Here is an 18,569-nt window from a genome sequence, read left to right as displayed (position 1 = left end):
CCGGCAGACGAGCTTAACTCGGTGAGGTGAACAGCTCGGCTGCCGGACGGGTAGGAGGGGTTTCGTTCAGGCGTGGGTCAGCTCTCGCTCCGGCGCCTCGCCCTGGGCCTGCGGCTCCGCGGAGCCGTCCAGGACCGGGTCGGGGCCCGGCAGGCCCGCGTGGTGGGCCCTGACGCCCGCCTCGACGGCCCAGAAATAGGTGCCGAGGGCCATGGCGGCCACCAGCGCGATGTCGTAGCCGCCCGGGATGGTGCCGCGGCCGCCGAAGTCGGTGGAGCCGAGCCAGGACAGCAGGGACAGGGCGCCGAGGAAGAAGACGATCCACCAGGCCGGGGCGAACTGCTTCGAGAGGTTCCTCTCACCCTTGCGGGAGAGCACGAGCGCGGCGATCGGTGCGGCCAGCAGCGTCAGGGCGGTGACGATGCCGGTGTTCGGCCACTTCGACCAGTACAGCGCACAGGCGGCGAAGACGAAGGTCAGCGGGCAGAGGACCTTCGCGGCGGGCAGCCGGAAGGGGCGGGGCAGGCCGGGCTTGGTCCGGCGGAAGACGCCCACCGCGATGGGGCCGATCAGGTACGAGATGACCATGGCGGCCGAGATGATCGGGGCCAGGGTCTTCCAGCTGTGGCCGACGGTGACCAGGAGCAGCACGGAGAAGCCGAGGTTCATCCACATGGCCGGGCGCGCGGTCCCGTACAAGGGGTGGGTCTCCTTGAGCCGCTTGGGGAAGAAGCCGGTCTCGGACAGGTTCTGGACCATGTACGCGGCCGAGGCGACGTTGGCGATGTTGGAGCCGGCGGGGGAGATGAAGGCGCCGAACTGGAGCATCACCACGACCCAGTGGATCATCAGCAGCTTGGCGAGCTCGGCGAACGGCGAGTTGAAGTTCACACCCGCCCAGCCGCCGGCCTGCGCCAGGTGCTCCGGAGGCACGGCGCCCAGGAAGGCCGTCTGCAGGGCGAGGTAGATGACCAGGCCCAGGGAGAGCGCGCCGACCAGGGCGATGGGGATGGCCCGGCCCGGGTTCTTGGCGGCGCCGCCGAGGTTGACGACGGCCTGGAAGCCGTTGAAGGCGAAGACGACGCCGGAGGTGGTGACGGCGGTCAGGACGGCGGTCCAGCCGTTGGGTGCGAAGCCGCCGTGGGCGGTGAAGTTGTCGGTGTGGAAGCCGGAGGCGATCAGCGCGGCGACGGCGAGCACCGGGATGGCGAACTTGACCAGGGTCAGGGCCGCGTTGATCTTCGCCAGGAGCTGGACCGACCAGTAGCAGGACAGCCACAGCAGGATGGTGAGCGCCAGGGCCACGAACATGCCGAAGGTGGTCAGCTGGTGGGACTGGGCGTCCACCAGGTCCTTGGCCCAGCCGAAGCTCCATGAGGACATGTACTGGGTCGCCGCGATCGACTCGATCGGGATCAGCGAGGCCACGGCGATCCACACCGCCCAGCCGGTGATGAAGCCGAGCACCGGGCCGTGCGAGATGGTGCCGTACCGGGCCATGCCGCCCGGGATCGGGTAGGCCGCGCCGACCTCGGCGTAGGACATGGCGATCATGCCGATGAACACGGCGCCGATGACCCAGGCGACGAGCGCCGCCGGACCGGCGACCTGCGCGGCCGTGCCGGCTCCGAAGAGCCATCCCGAACCGAAGATCGAACCGATGCCGATCATGATCAACGCGAAGAGACTGAGTCCCTTCTTGTTGGCTGCGCTCATGTCCATGGGTGCGTGTCCGTCCTGCCAGGGGGATGCCGTCATGCTCTTATTCGGAGCCTATTTGCCATTTTTTGGTCGAATCAGTGGCAATGGGCCGCATCCGCCTGGGGCTTTGGTCATGAGAAGGGCCCGGCCTGCAGAACAAGGCCGGGCCCTTCCAGGCCGGCGCCTAGAGCGTCGGGTACAGCGGGAACTTCGCGGCGAGCGCGGAGACGCGCGCCTTCAGGGCCTCGCCGTCGTACGCGGGCTTCAGGGCCGCCGCGATGATCTCGGCGACCTCGGTGAAGGCCTCGGCGTCGAAACCGCGGGTGGCCAGCGCCGGCGTACCGATCCGCAGACCCGAGGTGACCATCGGCGGCCGCGGGTCGTTCGGGATGGCGTTGCGGTTGACCGTGATCCCGACCTCGTGGAGGCGGTCCTCGGCCTGCTGGCCGTCCAGCTCGGAGTTGCGCAGGTCGACCAGGACCAGGTGTACGTCGGTGCCGCCGGTGAGGACGTCCACGCCCACGGCCTTGACGTCGTCCTGGACCAGGCGGGCGGCGAGGATCTTCGCGCCCTCCAGGGTGCGCTCCTGGCGCTCCTTGAACTCGGGCGAGGCCGCCACCTTGAAGGAGACCGCCTTGGCTGCGATCACGTGCTCCAGCGGACCGCCCTGCTGGCCCGGGAAGACCGCGGAGTTGATCTTCTTGGCCAGTTCCTGCGTCGACAGGATGACACCGCCGCGCGGACCGCCGAGGGTCTTGTGCGTGGTGGTGGTGACGACGTGGGCGTGCGGCACCGGGTTCGGGTGCAGGCCCGCGGCGACCAGGCCGGCGAAGTGCGCCATGTCGACCATCAGGTACGCGCCGACCTCGTCCGCGATGCGGCGGAAGGCGGCGAAGTCCAGCTGGCGCGGGTAGGCGGACCAGCCGGCGACGATCAGCTGCGGCTTGGACTCCTTGGCGAGGCGCTCGACCTCGGCCATGTCGACCTCGCCGGTCTCGTCGACGTGGTACGGGACCACGTTGTAGAGCTTGCCGGAGAAGTTGATCTTCATGCCGTGGGTCAGGTGACCGCCGTGGGCCAGGTTCAGGCCCATGATCGTGTCGCCCGGCTTCAGCAGTGCGAACATCGCGGCGGCGTTGGCCTGCGCACCGGAGTGCGGCTGGACGTTCGCGGCCTCGGCGCCGAACAGCGCCTTGATGCGGTCGATCGCGATCTGCTCGACCACGTCGACGTGCTCGCAGCCGCCGTAGTAGCGGCGGCCGGGGTAGCCCTCGGCGTACTTGTTGGTCAGGACCGAGCCCTGGGCCTCCATGACGGCGACCGGAGCGAAGTTCTCCGACGCGATCATTTCCAGGGTCGACTGCTGGCGCACGAGCTCGGCGTCGACGGCGGCGGCGACATCGGGGTCGAGCTCGTGGAGGGGGGTGTTCAGAACGGACATCAGGTTCCCCTGGGACTCAGTTGTCGGAGTGGGTGAGCGCGGCGTACTCGTCGGCCGTCAGCACGTCCTTCGGCTCCTCCGAGAGACGCACCTTGAACAGCCAGCCACCCTCGAACGGGGCGGAGTTCACCAGGGCCGGGTCGTCCACGACGTCCTGGTTGAACTCGACGATCTCACCGGAGACGGGGGAGTACAGGTCGCTGACCGACTTGGTCGACTCCAGCTCGCCACAGGTCTCGCCCTCGGTCACGGTGTCGCCGACCGCGGGGAGCTGGGCGTAGACGACGTCACCGAGCGCGTTGGCCGCGAACTCCGTGATGCCGACCGTCGCGACGCCGTCCACGGCGTCCGACAGCCACTCGTGCTCCTTGGTGTAACGCAGCTGCTGGGGGTTGCTCATGACCTGATTCTCCTGGATGCGGGGGAGTGGATACGAACGGTGGTCTTGCGGAGTGAGACGGCCGGTACGGCGTACGGGCGCTACTTCTGCCGCTTGTAGAACGGCAGGGCCACGACCTCGTACGCCTCATGCGTACCGCGAATGTCCACGCCGACGCCGGAGGTGCCGGGCGCGGCGTGCGCCGCGTCGACGTACGCCATCGCGATCGGCTTGCCCAGCGTCGGGGACGGGGCGCCCGAGGTGACCTCGCCGATGACCTGGCCGTCGGCCACGACGGGGAAGCCGGCGCGCGGGACGCGGCGGCCCTCGGCGATCAGGCCGACCAGCTTGCGCGGCGGGTTGGACTCGGCGCGCTCGGCGGCGGCCTCCAGGGCGGCGCGGCCCACGAAGTCGCCCTCCTTCTCGAACTTCACGACCCGGCCCAGACCCGCGTCGAACGGGGTGAGGGAGGTGGTCAGCTCGTGCCCGTACAGCGGCATGCCCGCTTCCAGGCGCAGGGTGTCGCGGCAGGACAGGCCGGCCGGGACCAGGCCGACGCCCTCGCCGGCCTTGGTCAGGGCCTGCCACAGCTCCACGGCGTGCTCGGGGGAGACGAACAGCTCGAAGCCGTCCTCGCCGGTGTAGCCCGTACGCGCGATCAGCGCGGGCACCCCGGCCACCGTGCCGGGCAGGCCGGCGTAGTACTTCAGACCGTCCAGGTCGGCGTCGGTCAGCGAGGCCAGGATGCCGGGGGACTCGGGGCCCTGGACGGCGATCAGGGCGTACGCGTCGCGGTCGTCGCGGACCTCGGCGTCGAAGCCGGCGGCGCGCTCGGTGATCGCGTCCAGCACGACCTGGGCGTTCGATGCGTTGGCGACGACCATGTACTCGGTCTCGCCCAGGCGGTAGACGATCAGGTCGTCGACGATCCCGCCGTCCTCCTGGCAGATGTGCGTGTACCGGGCGCGTCCCACGCCGACGGTGGAGATGTTGCCGACCAGCGCGTAGTCGAGGACCTTGACGGCCTCCGGGCCGGTCAGGGTGATCTCGCCCATGTGGGAGAGGTCGAACAGGCCGGCCTTCGTGCGGACCGCGTTGTGCTCGTCGCGCTCGCTGGCGTACCGCAGGGGCATGTCCCAGCCCGCGAAGTCGGTCATGGTCGCACCGAGCGAGCGGTGCAGAGCATCGAGGGCGGTCAGACGGGGGGCAGTGCTCATGGGTGTGGCTCCCGGGTCCCAGGGCATGACATGACGAGGAGGATCCTCCCCATCTGTCATCGGAACCTGAGAGGTTCGCCGAGAGTTCCCCCGTTCACGGGGATTCGTCGGCTTGCACCTTGGGTGGAGCGCACGCCGGTGTCACGGGGACGAAAGGCGCGGCTCGCTTTTCAGATCTGCCTCATCCACGCGGTACGGGGCCTGAGAGATTCAAGGGAGGTACTTGCTCCTTCGGCGCCCGGACACGGCCTTGCGGCGTGCCGGGACTCTCCCGCGCGGATTCAAGCGGCCGGTATGCAGTTGGTGTCCAGATGGCGCACATCATTGCACGGTGCGGCGCCGATTGGCGCTGGGGGGTCGAAAGAGCGTACGGACCGGAACCGGGGCCGCCGGATTACCGTCTCTTTACACTCAGTGGGCATGGGGCTCCCCAGGAGCCCGATTCGGGGGAGGCGATCACTGTGCGGAGATTCGGAGCACTGGCGGCGACCGGGGCCGTGGCGGGGGTTCCGGCGCAGCGCGGCCGGGTGCGCGACGCGTGCGAGGCGGCCGGGCCGGTACGGGACCTGCGCGGCCCCGGGGTGCGCGGGCCGCAGCGGCTCGGCTTCGCCGCGGGCGACATCGTGGTGGTCTCCGGCCTGCCCGGCGGCGGCAAGAGCACGCTGATCAAGCGGGCCGCGGAGGGCGGCGGCATCGACTCCCAGGACGCCCGCGAGCGGTGGGAGCTGCGCATGCCGCGGGCGCTGCCGTACGCGGTGTACCGGCCGCTGGTGCGCGCCGCGCACTACTGGGGGCTGTGGCGGGCCCTGAGCTCCGGCGCGTCCGTGGTCGTCCACGACTGCGGTACCCAGAGCTGGGTACGGGGCCTGCTCGCCGCGGCCGCGCGCCGCCGGGGCCGGGCGCTGCACCTGCTGCTGCTGGACACCACCCCCGAGGAGGCGCTGTCCGGCCAGGCCGCGCGGGGCCGGGGCGTATCGGCGTACGCCTTCGCCCGGCACCGCGGCGCCGTGTCGCGGCTGCTGCGCGAGGCCGAGGCGGGCCGCCCTCCCGCGGGCTGCGCCTCGGTGGTCCTCCTGGACCGCCGCTCGGCCGCCGCGGTGACCCGCATCGGCTTCCACGGCTGACCGCCGCCCGGGGTCCGGGACGCGGCGGGGCGGCCGCGGCCGATAGCCTCGGGGCGACACACAGCGACCCACACGGAGGCAGGGCACATGCACAGCGGCGGCTGGCCGGACAATGAGCTGGAGCAGGTGCTCGGGGCGGCGCTGGGCCAGGCGGACGCCGGGGCGCGGATCCTGGAGGTGCTCGGACGCAGCCGCGTATGGGTTCCGCTGCCCGCCGGCGGCGGACCCGACCGCGCCTCCCTCTCCCTGCCCACCATGGAGATCGCCGGCGCGGCGTACGTCCCGGTCTACAGCTCCGAGGCGCAGTTCCGCGTCTGCGTCGGCCCCGCCATGGACTTCGCCGTCGCCCCCGCCGTCGAGTTCGCCCGCGGCCTGCCCCCGCAGCTCGGCATCGCGGTGAACCCCGAGGGCGCGGTCGGCGTCCCGCTGCCCCCGCCCGCCGTCGCGGAGCTCTGCCGCATCGGACGGACCCCGCTCGACGGGACCGCCTCCGGCGGCCGGGTGCGGCTCTACGAGCCCGACTGGCAGGACGACCCGGTCGACTTCCTGGCCGCCGCCGCCGAGGAGTTCCGGGCCACCGGCGTGGTCGCCTCCGCCTCGCGCTGCTTCGCCAGCGTCGAGGGCGGGGCGCCGGAGCTCTACATCGGTGTCCAGCTGGTGGGATGGGAGCCCGAGATGCGAAACGCCCCGATGGACGCCCTGGGCCGGGCCCTGGCCCGTGTCCCGGCGCCCTGGCCCGTGCAGTTGATCCTCCTGGACGCGGTCCAGGACCCGGTGACGGACTTCATCGTTACGCGCGTACGCCCCTTCTACCTGCCGTAGACCCGATTAAGCTGGTTACATCTCCTGGCCGCACGCGTGGCCTGGGCACGCGTGGACGACGGGCGGACGAAGAGGGGTACCGGGTGAGTGCGTCAGGCACGGCCGCGGCCGGGCAGGTCGAGCACATGCTGCGCCAGGTGACTCCCGGGCGCTATGAGAGCTACGAGTCACTCCTGCACGCCCTCGCCGAGGGCCGGCTGTGGATGCTGCTCTGGCAGGGGCAGCCGGGTTCCCCGGACGCCCAGTACGCGGGCATGGAGGTGGAGGGCCTGGGCTACGCGCCCTGCGTCACCTCCCCGCAGGAACTGGCCGCCAGCGGCTGGAACCGCGGCTACGAAGTGGTCACCGGCCGGGACATCGCCCGCGCCCTGTACCCCGACCGCTGGGGGCTGTGGCTCAATCCGCACGCCCAGGGCGGCGGCGTCGGCATTCCGTGGGCCGACCTGCGCCGGATCGCGACCGGCCTGGACCGGATGCCGGCCGGACCGCTGCGGCTGTCCGAACCCGCCATCGAGCTCCCGCAGTTCTACGGGCTGCTCACCCAGCACGCGCACCGCACCCCCGCCGTGCGCTCGCTGCGGCGCGCCTGGGTGCAGCCCGCGCTGGGCTCCCCGTACCTCGCGGTGGGGCTCGACCTGTACGACGCCTCCGCGCCCGCGCTGGAGTCCGTACGCGAGATGATGCGCCAGTCGGTCGGCGCGGTGCCGGAGGGGGTGCCGGTGTGCACGGTGGCGCTGGCGGACGAGCACGACCCCGTGGCGATGTGGCTGCGCGCGCAGACCCGGCCGTTCTACGACCGCGAGGGCCAGGCCCCGTCGTACTGACTGCGCGGCGGCATGACCGCATATTGAGACATCTCGTCCGAAGGCCGTACCGGTCCCCTCCGGTGCGGCCTTCGGCGTTATCCAGGGAATCCGCCCAAGTAGAGGCCCCGAAATGGCACTTGGGCACGATGTCCGTTCCGCGCGGTACGGACCGTCTTTCACCGCTGACCAGAACCAGCCGTTCGGATAACGGAAGGTGCAGGCGCAGATCACGGTTGCGCATCACATCCCCGGCAGGTCTGGCGGCTGCTCGTGAGGCCGTTGAAGACTCCCCCCACCGAAGGCCGGTCAATCCCACAAGCACTGGCTCTTCACGTGCACTTCAGGCGCAATTCGCGTCAATCGCACCATCCGCGACGCCGAAAGAACCAAGCCGCCACAGCGGCGGGCATTGGCCGGCCACCGTCGGCCGAGAGGGGTCCCCACCACGATGACGGCACCACTGCACGACACCAGCGCGGCCGAGCCCGCGGCCGTGGCCGCCCCCGAACTGCCGCAGAAGGCGATCGAGGGGCGCTCACCGTGGAAGATCGCCTGGCTCCGGCTCAAGCGTGACAAGGTCGCCCTGGCCGGCGGTGTCATCGTGCTCCTGCTGATCCTCGTCGCGGTCTTCGCGCCGTTGATCGTCAAACTCCTCGGGCACCCGCCGGAGGAGCTGCACGAGGACCTGCTGGACCCGCTGCTCGGCCTGCCGGCCGGCCCCCGCGGCGGCATGAGCGGCGACTTCCTGCTGGGCATCGAGCCGGTCAACGGCCGCGACGTCTTCAGCCGGATCGTCTACGGCGCCCGGATCTCGCTCCTGGTGGCCTTCCTGTCCGCCTTCGTGGCGGTCTCGCTGGGCACCATCTTCGGCATCATCGCCGGCTACTTCGGCGGCTGGGTCGACGCGGCCATCAGCCGCGTCATGGACCTGCTGCTGGCCTTCCCGCAGCTGCTGTTCATCATCGCGCTGATCTCCGTGATCCCCAGCAAGCTGTGGGGCTTCGAGGGGTCGGGCCTGCGCATCGCCGTGCTGGTGCTGGTCATCGGCTTCTTCGGCTGGCCGTACATCGGCCGCATCGTCCGCGGGCAGACCCTGTCACTGCGCGAGCGCGAATACGTCGAAGCCGCCCGCAGCCTCGGTGCCGGCCGCGCGTACATCCTCTTCCGCGAACTGCTTCCGAACCTGGTGGCGCCCATCACCGTCTACTCGACGCTGATGATCCCCACCAACGTGCTGACCGAGGCCGCCCTGAGCTTCCTCGGAGTCGGCGTCAAGCCGCCCACGCCGTCCTGGGGAGAGACCCTCTCCACGGCGGTGCGGACCTACGAGGACGATCCGCTCTTCATGATCTTCCCCGGCGTGGCGATCTTCATCACCGTGCTGGCCTTCAACCTCTTCGGCGACGGCGTCCGCGACGCCCTCGACCCGAAGGGTTCCCGCTAGCAGCCTTGCAGGTCACCCCAGATCCCGGTATCGAGCTTCGCGCTTCGAGCCGTGAGTACACCAGTTCACCGGAACTACAACGGAGGGTTGCGAGCATCGTGACTACCCATCGCACGTCGAAGCGCAGGCTTGCCGCTGGCACGGCCGTCGTGCTCGCCGCCATGCTGACCGCGACCGCCTGTGGCGGAGGCGAAGACAAGAAGGACGCGAAGCCCGCCGGCGCGTCCGGCTTCAACGCCGGTATCGGCAAGGTCGCCAACGCGTCGGACACGAAGGGTGGCGAGCTCAAGTTCGTCGGTACCCAGGAAGCCGACTCGTGGGACCCGCAGCGCGGCTACTACGGCTTCATGTGGGACTTCTCCCGCTACTACGCGCGCCAGCTGGTCAGCTACAAGGCCGCCCCCGGTGAGCAGAGCACGGACCTCGTTCCCGACCTCGCCACCGCCAAGGCCGAGATCAGCGACGGCGGCAAGACCTACAAGTACACCCTCAAGGACAACGTGACCTGGGAGGACGGCACCCCCGTCACCGCCCAGGACGTGAAGTACGGCATCGAGCGCACCTGGGCCCAGGACGTCATCTCCGGCGGCCCGGTCTACCTGATGCAGGTCCTCGACCCGAAGACCGAGTACCCGGGCCCGTACAAGGACACCGCCCCGGACAAGCTCGGCCTCAAGGCGATCGAGACCCCGGACGCGAAGACCATCATCTTCAAGCTTCCGCAGCCCAACGGCGACTTCGAGCAGATGCTGGCCATGCCGGCGGCGAGCCCGGTCAAGCAGGAGAAGGACACCGCGGCCAAGTACGGCCTGAAGCCCTTCTCCAACGGCCCGTACAAGATCGACTCGTACGAGCCCAACAAGAGCATGAAGCTCTCGCGCAACACGAACTACAAGCCCGAGTCGGACACCATCCGCAAGGCGCTCCCGGACACCATCTCGGTCACGTTCATGGCGAACGCGGACGACATGGACAAGCGTCTGATGAACGGCGAGTTCGACCTGGACATCAACGCGACCGGCATCGGCCAGGCGGCCCGCGCCACCGCGCTGAAGGACCACAAGGGCAACCTGGACAACGGCCAGACCGGCTTCATCCGGTACGCCGTCATGCCGCAGACCGTCGCGCCGTTCGACAACATCGACTGCCGCAAGGCCGTCATCTACGCGGCCGACCACAAGTCCCTGCAGACCGCCCGCGGCGGCCCGCAGGCCGGTGGCGACATCGCCCCCAACATGCTCCCGCTCGGGATCAAGGGCTCCGACGGCGCGTACGACCCGTACGAGGTCCTGACGAACGACGGCAAGCCGAACCTCGAGAAGGCCAAGGCCGCCCTGAAGGCCTGTGGCAAGGAGAGCGGCTTCAAGACCACCATCGCGGTCCGCAACAACAAGCCGGTCGAGGTCGCCACCGCGGTCTCGCTCCAGAACGCCCTGAAGCAGGTCGGCATCGAGGCTGACGTCGACCAGTTCGACGGCGCCCAGACCTCCGGCATCATCGGTTCGCCGAAGGTCGTCAAGGAGAAGAACTACGGCATCATCATCATGGGCTGGGGTGCCGACTTCCCGACCGGTCAGGGCTTCTCCCAGCCGCTGGTCGACGGTCGCTTCATCCTGCAGAGCGGCAACAACAACTTCTCCGAGCTGAACGACCCGGCGATCAACAAGCTCTTCGACGACGCCATCGCGGAGACCGACCCGGCCAAGGCCGGCGAGATCTACAAGAAGATGAACCAGAAGGTCTCCGAGGCCGCGGTCTACCTTCCCTTCGTCTACGACAAGACGATCACCTGGCGCTCCAGCCGTCTGACGAACGCCTACACCTCCGACGCCTACAACGGCCGCTACGACTACGCGTCCCTCGGCGTCACCAAGTAACACCCGTCAGACAAGGTCCAGTTCCGGTTTCCAGTGTTCCGGTGCCACACCCGCTAGGCACGAAGGGCAGGTGATGGCCGCGGTTACGGCCTGGGGGCGCTCTCCAGAAGAGGGCGCCCCCGGGCCGCAGCCAGGCCGAGCGCAGTGCTTGCATATCTCACCCGACGGATCTTCGCCGTCATCGTCATGCTGTTGGTCATCTCGTTGGTGACCTTCGGAATCTTCTTCCTCTTCCCGAAGATGATCGGGACGGATCCGGCCCTGTACTTCGTCGGCAAGCAGTCCGACCCCGCCGCGATCGAGGGCATCCGGCAGAAGATGGGTCTCGACGACCCGATCCTCGTCCAGTTCGGCAAGTTCGTCGTCGGGCTGGTGGCGGGTCGCACGTACGCCAACGGCTCCGACGTCACGCAATGCGCCGCGCCCTGCTTCGGCTACTCCTTCAAGACCGAGCAGGAGGTCTGGCCGCTGCTGCTGGACTGGCTGCCGGTCACCCTCTCGCTCGCCGCGGGAGCCGTCGTGCTCTGGGTCATCGGCGGTGTCGCCACCGGCGTCATCTCCGCCCTCAAGCGCGGTACGGTCCTGGACCGTTCGGCCATGGGCATCGCCCTCGCCGGCGTCTCCCTCCCCATCTACTTCACGGGCATGCTCGCCATCGCCCTCTTCTCCGACCAGCTCGGCTGGTTCGGGCGCCCCGAGGCGACCTTCGCCGACGACCCGGGCAAGTGGTTCAACGGCATGATCCTGCCGTGGGTCTCGCTCGCCTTCCTCTACGCGGCGATGTACGCGCGGCTCACCCGGGCGACCATGCTGGAGGTCCTCAACGAGGACTACATCCGCACCGCCCGCGCCAAGGGGCTGACGGAACCCGTCGTCATCGGCAAGCACGCCATGCGCTCCACGATGACCCCCATCCTGACCGTCCTCGGCCTGGACCTCGGCGCCCTGATGGGCGGCGCGGTGCTGACCGAGTACACGTTCTCGCTGCACGGCCTCGGCTACAGCGCCGTCCGCGCGATCAGCGAGCACGATCTGCCGGTCATCCTCGGCATCACCCTGATCTCCGCCTTCTTCGTCGTCGCGGCGAACCTCATCGTTGACCTCATGTACGCGGTGATCGACCCCCGAGTGAGGCTGTCATGACCGATCTGACCAAGACCGGAGCTCTCAACGAGCCCGTCGCCGCGAGCCGGCCCTCCAGCGCCTTCCTCGAAGTCCGCGACCTCAAGGTGCACTTCCCGACCGAGGACGGCCTGGTCAAGTCCGTCGACGGCCTCTCCTTCACGCTGGAGAAGGGCAAGACCCTCGGCATCGTCGGCGAGTCCGGCTCCGGCAAGTCGGTCACCTCGCTGGGCATCATGGGCCTGCACCGCGTGGGCCAGTACGGCCGCCAGCGGGCGCAGATCTCCGGCGAGATCTGGCTCAACGGCAAGGAACTGCTCTCCGCCCCCGAGGACGAGGTCCGCAAGCTGCGCGGCCGGGAGATCGCGATGATCTTCCAGGACCCGCTGTCCGCGATGCACCCGTACTTCACCATCGGCAAGCAGATCGCAGAGGCCTACCGGGTCCACCACAAGGTCGACAAGAAGGTGGCCCTCAAGCGGGCCGTCGAACTCCTCGACCGCGTCGGCATCCCCGAGCCCCACAAGCGGGTCGACAGCTACCCGCACGAGTTCTCCGGCGGCATGCGCCAGCGCGCGATGATCGCGATGGCGCTGGTCAACAACCCGGAGCTGCTCATCGCGGACGAGCCGACGACCGCACTGGACGTCACCGTCCAGGCGCAGATCCTCGACCTCATCCGCGACCTCCAGCAGGAGTTCGGCTCCGCGGTCATCATGATCACGCACGACCTCGGCGTGGTCGCCGAGATGGCCGACGAACTCCTCGTGATGTACGGCGGCCGGTGCGTCGAGCGGGGCACCGCCGAGAAGGTCTTCTACGAGCCCCGCCACCCCTACACCTGGGGCCTGCTGGGCTCGATGCCGCGCATCGACCGCGACCAGACCGAGCGCCTCATCCCGGTCAAGGGCTCGCCGCCCAGCCTCATCAACATCCCGAGCGGCTGCGCCTTCAACCCGCGCTGCCCGTACGCCGACGTGCCCAAGGACAACGTGACGCGCACGGTGCGGCCCGAGCTCACGGAGGACGACAGCCGCCACTGGTCCGCCTGCCACATGTCGCAGGAGGAGCGGACCCGGATCTGGACCGAAGAGATTGCGCCGAAGCTGTGAGCGACGACATCAAGAAGACGGAAACAGCCGTCATCCCCGCACAGGCCTCGGACTCGCCCTCGGACGATTCCCGCGAGGTGCTGCTCAAGGTCACCGGCCTGACCAAGCACTTCCCGATCACCAAGGGCCTGCTGCGCCGCCAGGCCGGTGCGGTCAAGGCCGTGGACGGCATCGACTTCGACGTCCGCCGCGGTGAGACCCTCGGCATCGTCGGCGAGTCCGGCTGCGGCAAGTCGACCATGGGCCGGCTGATCACGCGCCTGCTCGAACCGACCGGCGGCACGGTGGAGTTCGAGGGCAAGGACATCACGCACCTCGGTGTGGCCGGCATGCGGCCGATGCGCCGCGACGTGCAGATGATCTTCCAGGACCCGTACGGCTCCCTGAACCCGCGCCACACGGTGGGCACCATCGTCGGCGCCCCGTTCAAGCTCCAGAAGGTCACCCCCGAGGGCGGCATCAAGGCGGAGGTCCAGCGGCTGCTGTCGCTGGTGGGCCTCAACCCGGAGCACTACAACCGCTACCCGCACGAGTTCTCGGGCGGCCAGCGGCAGCGCATCGGCATCGCCCGGGCGCTGGCCCTCAAGCCGAAGCTGGTCGTCGCCGACGAGCCGGTCTCGGCGCTGGACGTGTCGATCCAGGCCCAGGTGGTCAACCTGCTGGACGACCTCCAGGAGGAGCTCGGCCTCACGTACGTGATCATCGCGCACGACCTGTCGGTCATCCGGCACGTCTCGGACCGCATCGCGGTCATGTACCTCGGCAAGATCGTCGAGCTGGCCGACCGCAAGTCGCTGTACGAGGCGCCGATGCACCCGTACACGACGGCCCTGATGTCGGCCGTGCCGGTGCCGGACCCGCGTCGGCGCGGTGCGAAGAGCGGCCGCATCCTGCTCAAGGGCGACGTGCCGTCGCCGATCTCGCCGCCGAGCGGGTGCCGGTTCCACACGCGCTGCTGGAAGGCGACGCAGGTCTGCACCACGCAGGAGCCGCCGCTGGTCGCGCTGAAGACCGGGCACCAGGTGGCCTGCCACCACCCGGAGAACGCCCCCGACCAGGCCCCGGACGACGCGGCGGCCACGATTTCGGAGTAGCGGCCGAAAAAACCGGCGGGGCCGGGCAACCCCCAGCCCCGCCGGCAGCCCCGCACGGGCCCGCCACCCGGCCCGGCCCGCGCGAGCCGGGTCGCCAGGCACGCCCGCCCCGGCCCGCACGCCCGCATGGGCCCCGCGCCGGCCCGCATGCCCGCATGGGCCCCGCGTCGGCCCGCATGCCCGCATGGGCCCCGCGTCGGCCCGCATGCCCGCATGGGCCCCGCGTCGGCCCGCATGCCCGCATGGGCCCCGCGCCGGCCCGCACGTCCGTACGGGCCCGCCGCCCGGCCCGGCCCGCACGGGCACACGCGGGCCCGCCCCGGCCCGCATGCCCGCACGGGCACGCCCCGGTTCGCCGCCAGGCCCGCACGCTGCACCGGCCCGCACGCCCGCCCCTGCCCGCACGGGCATGCACGCCCGCCTGCCCGCACGGGCATGCACGCCCGCCTGCCCGCACGGGCATGCACGCCCGCCCGGGACCGCCGCCCGGCCCGGCCCGCGCGAGCCCGCGGCAGGCGCCCGGCAGAATGGGGGCCGTGCTCCACGATCTCTTCCCGCCCGGCATCCAGCACGCCCTGGACCTCGCGGGCATCTTCGTCTTCGCAACCGCCGGCGCGCTGCTGGCCGTCCGCAAGAACTTCGACGTCTTCGGCATCGCCGTCCTCGCCCTCGTCACCGCCCTCGGCGGCGGCCTCTTCCGCGACCTCGTCATCGGAGCCGTCCCGCCGTCGGCCTTCGGCGACCTCAGCTTCTTCGTCACGCCGCTGATCGCCGCCGCGATCGTCTTCTTCCTGCATCCCGAGGTCCAGCGGATCAACCGCGCGATCAACGTCTTCGACGCGGCCGGCCTCGGGCTGTTCTGCGTGACGGGCACGACCAAGGCGTACGAGTACGGCCTCGGCCTCACCGCGTCCGCCGCGCTGGGCCTGGCCACGGCCGTCGGCGGGGGCGTACTGCGCGACGTGCTCGTCAACGAGGTGCCCTCGCTGCTGCGCGACCGGGAGATGTACGCCGTGCCCGCCATCGTCGGGGCCTCGCTGGTCGCCGTCTTCATCGGCTTCGACGTCCTCAACGCCCTCACGACCAGCGTCGCGATCGTGACCACCTTCGTGCTGAGGCTGCTGGCGATGCGCTACCACTGGCGGGCGCCGCTGGCCTGGAACCGCCGCTCGGCGGTGGCCGAAGAGCCGTAACGAGGACGTAGCAAAGCAAAGCTACCGCTTAGTAATCTCTGGGTGTACGTTCGTTCCATGTCATACGCAGCGACCCAGTCATCCGTCGGCGACAGCGAGTTCGACCGCGACACCACGGTCACCGCCCGTGCGGGCGAGCCCGGCGTGTACGACGCGGAGCTCTCCGCGGGCTGGACGATCATCGCCGCCGTCAACGGCGGATACCTGCTGGCCCTGGTCGGCCGGGCCCTGTCCGCGGCCCTGCCGCACCCGGACCCCTTCACGGTCTCGGCGCACTACCTGACCTCCTCCGTGCCCGGCCCCGCCGTCATCCGCACGCAGGTCGTACGGGTGGGCCGCACCCTCTCCACCGGCCAGGCCTCGCTGTTCCAGTTCGACGAGAACGGCGCCGAGGTCGAGCGGATCCGCGTCCTCGCCTCCTACGGCGACCTCGCCTCCCTGCCGGACGACGTCCGCACGACGGCGCTGCCCCCGGCCATTCCCCCGTACTTGGACTGCCTCGGCCCCGAGGCCGGCCCGGCCCCGATCCCCGGCAGCTCCGCGATCGTGGACCGGCTCCGGCTGCGGCTGGACCCGGCGACGGCGGGCTGGGCCGTCGGCGCGCCCTCGGGCAAGGGCGAGATGCGGGCCTGGTTCGAGCTCGCCGACGGGCGGGACGCGGACCCGCTGTCCTTGCTGCTCGCGGTGGACGCGCTGCCGCCGACCTCCTTCGACCTGGGCCTGGTGGGCTGGACCCCGACGGTGGAGCTCACCACGCACGTCCGTCACCGGCCGGCGCCGGGCCCGCTGCGGGTCTCGATCACCACCCGCAACCTGGCCGGTGGCTTCCTGGAGGAGGACGCGGAGGTCTGGGACTCCGCGGATCGCCTGGTGGCGCAGTCCCGCCAACTGGCTCGCGCCCCGCGCCAGCCTTCTTGACGCCCGCCTCGCGCCGCTGCGCCGGCCTCGGCCCGCTGCGGGTGCGGGGCCGGGGGTGCGGGTTGCCGCTGCGCGGGGCTGGTCCCCTACCCGCCCTTCCACCGTTCCCCGGGCTCTGCCCGGACCCGGTCCTCAAACGCCGGACGGGCTGAATCGGTGCAGCGGTGCTGCGGGCTCTGCCCGGACCCCGCGCCTCAAACGCCGGCGGGGCTGGAATGGTGCAGGCGGCATCAGCCAAAATCCAGCCCCGCCGGCGATTGAGGCGCGGGGTCCGGGGTGGAGCCCCGATCTTTCGGCCGCGCCGCGGACCTCGGCGGCGCCACGGCACACGCACGCCCCGATCCCGCCGGCGAAGGCAAGGGTCCGCGCGGGACCCGTCCGGGGGACTCGTAGAATCGGGGGATCATGGCCTACCTCGACCACGCCGCCACCACCCCGATGCTTCCGGAGGCCGCTGCGGCGATGACCGCGCAGTTCGCCGCAACGGGCAACGCATCCTCCCTGCACGCCGCCGGCCGCCGCGCCCGCCGTACCGTGGAGGAGGCCCGCGAGGCCCTCGCCGAGGCGATCGGCGCCCGCCCGAGCGAGGTGGTCTTCACCGCTGGCGGCACGGAGGCCGACAACCTCGCCGTCAAGGGCCTCTACTGGGCCCGCCGCGACCAGGACCCGGCCCGCACGCGGGTCCTCGCCAGCCCCGTCGAGCACCACGCGGTGCTCGACGCCGTCCACTGGCTCGCGGAGCACGAGGGCGCGCAGGTCGAGTACCTGCCCGTCGACCGCTTCGGCCGCGTGCACCCCGAGGCCTTCCGCGAGGCCGTCGCGCGCAACCCCGACGACGTGGCCCTCGCCACCGTCATGTGGGCCAACAACGAGATCGGCACCGTCATGCCGGTCCGTGAACTCGCCGCCATCGCCCGCGAGTTCGCGATCCCGCTGCACTCGGACGCCGTCCAGGCCTTCGGGCAGCTCGATGTCCGGTTCGGCGACAGCGGCCTCGCCGCCATGACCGTCAGCGGCCACAAGATCGGCGGTCCGTACGGCATCGGCGCGCTGCTCCTGGGCCGTGACCAGACCCCCGTACCCGTCCTGCACGGCGGCGGCCAGGAGCGGCACGTCCGCTCCGGGACCCTCGACGTCCCGGCCATCGCGGCCTTCGCGGTGGCCGCCGTCCTCGCCGCCGAGCGGCGCGAGCGCTTCGCCGCCGAGGTCGGTGCGCTGCGCGACGAGCTGATCGCCGCCGTCCTCGCCGCGGTTCCCGACGCCGTCCTCGGGGGAGACCCCCTCGACCGGCTCCCCGCCAACGCCCACTTCAGCTTCCCCGGCTGCGAGGGCGACTCCCTGCTGCTCCTGCTGGACGCCCAGGGCATCGAGTGCTCCACCGGCTCCGCCTGCACGGCCGGTGTCGCCCAGCCCAGCCACGTCCTGCTGGCCACCGGCACCGATCCGCAGCTGGCCCGCGGCACCCTGCGCTTCTCGCTCGGCCACACCTCCACCAAGGAGGACGTCGCCGCCGTGGCCGCGGCGATCGGCCCCGCCGTCGAACGCGCCCGCACCGCCGGCCTCAGCTAGTGCTGTGACCGGCAAGGTCCACCGTCACGACGGCATGGCCTCGCCGATCATGCGGATGTACCGGTCCCAGTCCCAGTGGCGGCCCGGGTCCGTGTGGTCGGCGCCGCGGACCTCCGAGTGGCCGACGATGTGCTTGCGGTCCACCGGTATGCGGTAGCGCTGGCAGACATCGGCCGCCAGCCGCGCCGAAGCCTCGTACATCGCGTCCGTGAAGTCCTTCGGCCGGTCGACGAACCCCACGTGCTCTATGCCGACGCTGCGCTCGTTCATGGAGCGGTTGCCCGAGTGGAAGGCGACGTCCAGCTCGCGCACCATCTGCTCGATGTGGCCGTCCTGGCGGACTATGTAGTGCGCCGACGCCTTGTGCCAGGGATTCCTGAAGGCGTCCACCGACGAGGCGAAGCTGCCCTGTGTGACATGTACGACGATCCGGTCCACGCGGTAGTCGTCGGGCCGGTCCGCCAGCCGCCAGTTCGCCGGCGAGGCCGCAGTCCAGCTCGCGCCCGCGTGGTCCAGGGCCCCGTCCTCGCGCCGCTTGGACACCCCCGGTACGAGCCACCAGGCGCGCACCAGTTCCTCCCGGCCGGCGACGGCCGCGACCCCGAGGACGCCGAGGCCCCCGAACAGGAACGCCCTGCGGCTCCTCCCCGGTTTCCCCTTGTCCTTCTTCGCCGCGTTCCCCGTGTTGCCCATGTGATCCACCCCCTGTACGCGATAACGCGCTGTGACCTCGCGCGGTTCCCCGTACCC

At 70.8% G+C, this 18,569-nt stretch carries 16 protein-coding genes and 1 riboswitch; of the genes, 11 read left to right on the top strand and 5 right to left on the bottom strand.

The annotated features are described in order from the left end of the window. Positions 1–66 precede the first annotated feature (66 nt). The 4 genes from ACZ7GJ_RS30420 to gcvT all read right to left on the bottom strand — a co-directional run bounded on the left by ACZ7GJ_RS30420 (position 67) and on the right by gcvT (position 4,738). The gene (locus ACZ7GJ_RS30420) at positions 67–1,722 is read right to left on the bottom strand and encodes an APC family permease (protein ID WP_470756127.1); all 1,656 of its coding nucleotides are present in this window, start codon (positions 1,720–1,722) and stop codon (positions 67–69) included. Positions 1,723–1,885: 163 nt separating this feature from the next. Continuing rightward, complete coding sequence (gene glyA, locus ACZ7GJ_RS30415; RefSeq protein WP_470756111.1) at positions 1,886–3,142, bottom strand: serine hydroxymethyltransferase; 1,257 nt, start codon at positions 3,140–3,142, stop codon at positions 1,886–1,888. A gap of 16 nt (positions 3,143–3,158) precedes the next feature. After that, entirely contained in the window at positions 3,159–3,542 is a 384-nt protein-coding gene (gene gcvH, locus ACZ7GJ_RS30410; protein WP_470756110.1) for a glycine cleavage system protein GcvH, read from the bottom strand. Between the two features lie 80 nt (positions 3,543–3,622). After that, positions 3,623–4,738, bottom strand: a complete 1,116-nt coding sequence (gcvT, locus tag ACZ7GJ_RS30405; RefSeq protein ID WP_470756109.1) for a glycine cleavage system aminomethyltransferase GcvT — start codon at positions 4,736–4,738, stop codon at positions 3,623–3,625. 180 nt (positions 4,739–4,918) lie between these two features. Next, a riboswitch (glycine riboswitch) is annotated at positions 4,919–5,022 on the bottom strand. Between the two features lie 171 nt (positions 5,023–5,193). On the opposite strand from gcvT, the gene ACZ7GJ_RS30400 reads away from it, so the two are divergent. The 11 genes from ACZ7GJ_RS30400 to ACZ7GJ_RS30350 all read left to right on the top strand — a co-directional run bounded on the left by ACZ7GJ_RS30400 (position 5,194) and on the right by ACZ7GJ_RS30350 (position 17,819). After that, on the top strand, positions 5,194–5,862 hold the full coding sequence (locus ACZ7GJ_RS30400; protein WP_470756126.1) for an AAA family ATPase: 669 nt from the start codon (positions 5,194–5,196) through the stop codon (positions 5,860–5,862). An 87-nt stretch (positions 5,863–5,949) separates the two neighbouring features. Further along, a complete protein-coding gene (locus ACZ7GJ_RS30395; protein ID WP_470756108.1) occupies positions 5,950–6,684 on the top strand; it encodes an enhanced serine sensitivity protein SseB in 735 nt (244 codons plus the stop codon). 83 nt (positions 6,685–6,767) lie between these two features. Next, a complete protein-coding gene (locus ACZ7GJ_RS30390) occupies positions 6,768–7,508 on the top strand; it encodes an enhanced serine sensitivity protein SseB C-terminal domain-containing protein (RefSeq protein WP_365927301.1) in 741 nt (246 codons plus the stop codon). A 430-nt stretch (positions 7,509–7,938) separates the two neighbouring features. Then, positions 7,939–8,934: an ABC transporter permease gene (locus tag ACZ7GJ_RS30385; protein ID WP_470756107.1), complete on the top strand. Its 996-nt coding sequence runs from the start codon at positions 7,939–7,941 to the stop codon at positions 8,932–8,934. 98 nt (positions 8,935–9,032) lie between these two features. Further along, entirely contained in the window at positions 9,033–10,811 is a 1,779-nt protein-coding gene (locus ACZ7GJ_RS30380; RefSeq protein ID WP_470756106.1) for an ABC transporter substrate-binding protein, read from the top strand. 144 nt (positions 10,812–10,955) lie between these two features. Next, the gene (locus tag ACZ7GJ_RS30375; RefSeq protein ID WP_470756105.1) at positions 10,956–11,954 is read left to right on the top strand and encodes an ABC transporter permease; all 999 of its coding nucleotides are present in this window, start codon (positions 10,956–10,958) and stop codon (positions 11,952–11,954) included. Further along, a complete protein-coding gene (locus ACZ7GJ_RS30370) occupies positions 11,951–13,045 on the top strand; it encodes an ABC transporter ATP-binding protein (RefSeq protein WP_470756104.1) in 1,095 nt (364 codons plus the stop codon). Before ACZ7GJ_RS30375 ends, ACZ7GJ_RS30370 begins: the two co-directional genes overlap by 4 nt. 32 nt (positions 13,046–13,077) lie before the next feature. Then, complete coding sequence (locus ACZ7GJ_RS30365) at positions 13,078–14,139, top strand: ABC transporter ATP-binding protein (protein ID WP_470756125.1); 1,062 nt, start codon at positions 13,078–13,080, stop codon at positions 14,137–14,139. Between the two features lie 536 nt (positions 14,140–14,675). Beyond that, a complete protein-coding gene (locus tag ACZ7GJ_RS30360; RefSeq protein WP_365927312.1) occupies positions 14,676–15,332 on the top strand; it encodes a trimeric intracellular cation channel family protein in 657 nt (218 codons plus the stop codon). Positions 15,333–15,389: 57 nt separating this feature from the next. Next, positions 15,390–16,250, top strand: coding sequence for a thioesterase family protein (locus ACZ7GJ_RS30355; protein ID WP_470756103.1), 861 nt, complete (start codon positions 15,390–15,392; stop codon positions 16,248–16,250). Positions 16,251–16,655: 405 nt separating this feature from the next. Further along, positions 16,656–17,819: a cysteine desulfurase family protein gene (locus ACZ7GJ_RS30350; RefSeq protein ID WP_470756102.1), complete on the top strand. Its 1,164-nt coding sequence runs from the start codon at positions 16,656–16,658 to the stop codon at positions 17,817–17,819. A 24-nt stretch (positions 17,820–17,843) separates the two neighbouring features. Here the strand turns inward: ACZ7GJ_RS30350 and ACZ7GJ_RS30345 are convergent, their stop codons facing one another. Then, complete coding sequence (locus ACZ7GJ_RS30345; protein WP_470756101.1) at positions 17,844–18,512, bottom strand: N-acetylmuramoyl-L-alanine amidase; 669 nt, start codon at positions 18,510–18,512, stop codon at positions 17,844–17,846. Between the last annotated feature and the right edge of the window lie 57 nt (positions 18,513–18,569).

The sequence above is a fragment of the Streptomyces sp. NPDC037242 genome, assembly GCF_055604165.1.
This window is presented reverse-complemented; position numbering and strand designations above follow the sequence as displayed.

Excerpts from the sequence above, each read along its gene's own strand:
- ACZ7GJ_RS30420 (WP_470756127.1), bottom strand. The coding sequence starts at position 1,722 with ATGGACATGAGCGCAGCCAACAAGAAGGGACTCAGTCTCTTCGCGTTG.
- glyA (WP_470756111.1), bottom strand. The coding sequence starts at position 3,142 with ATGTCCGTTCTGAACACCCCCCTCCACGAGCTCGACCCCGATGTCGCC.
- gcvH (WP_470756110.1), bottom strand. The coding sequence starts at position 3,542 with ATGAGCAACCCCCAGCAGCTGCGTTACACCAAGGAGCACGAGTGGCTG.
- gcvT (WP_470756109.1), bottom strand. The coding sequence starts at position 4,738 with ATGAGCACTGCCCCCCGTCTGACCGCCCTCGATGCTCTGCACCGCTCG.
- ACZ7GJ_RS30395 (WP_470756108.1), top strand. The coding sequence starts at position 5,950 with ATGCACAGCGGCGGCTGGCCGGACAATGAGCTGGAGCAGGTGCTCGGG.
- ACZ7GJ_RS30385 (WP_470756107.1), top strand. The coding sequence starts at position 7,939 with ATGACGGCACCACTGCACGACACCAGCGCGGCCGAGCCCGCGGCCGTG.
- ACZ7GJ_RS30370 (WP_470756104.1), top strand. The coding sequence starts at position 11,951 with ATGACCGATCTGACCAAGACCGGAGCTCTCAACGAGCCCGTCGCCGCG.
- ACZ7GJ_RS30355 (WP_470756103.1), top strand. The coding sequence starts at position 15,390 with ATGTCATACGCAGCGACCCAGTCATCCGTCGGCGACAGCGAGTTCGAC.
- ACZ7GJ_RS30350 (WP_470756102.1), top strand. The coding sequence starts at position 16,656 with ATGGCCTACCTCGACCACGCCGCCACCACCCCGATGCTTCCGGAGGCC.
- ACZ7GJ_RS30345 (WP_470756101.1), bottom strand. The coding sequence starts at position 18,512 with ATGGGCAACACGGGGAACGCGGCGAAGAAGGACAAGGGGAAACCGGGG.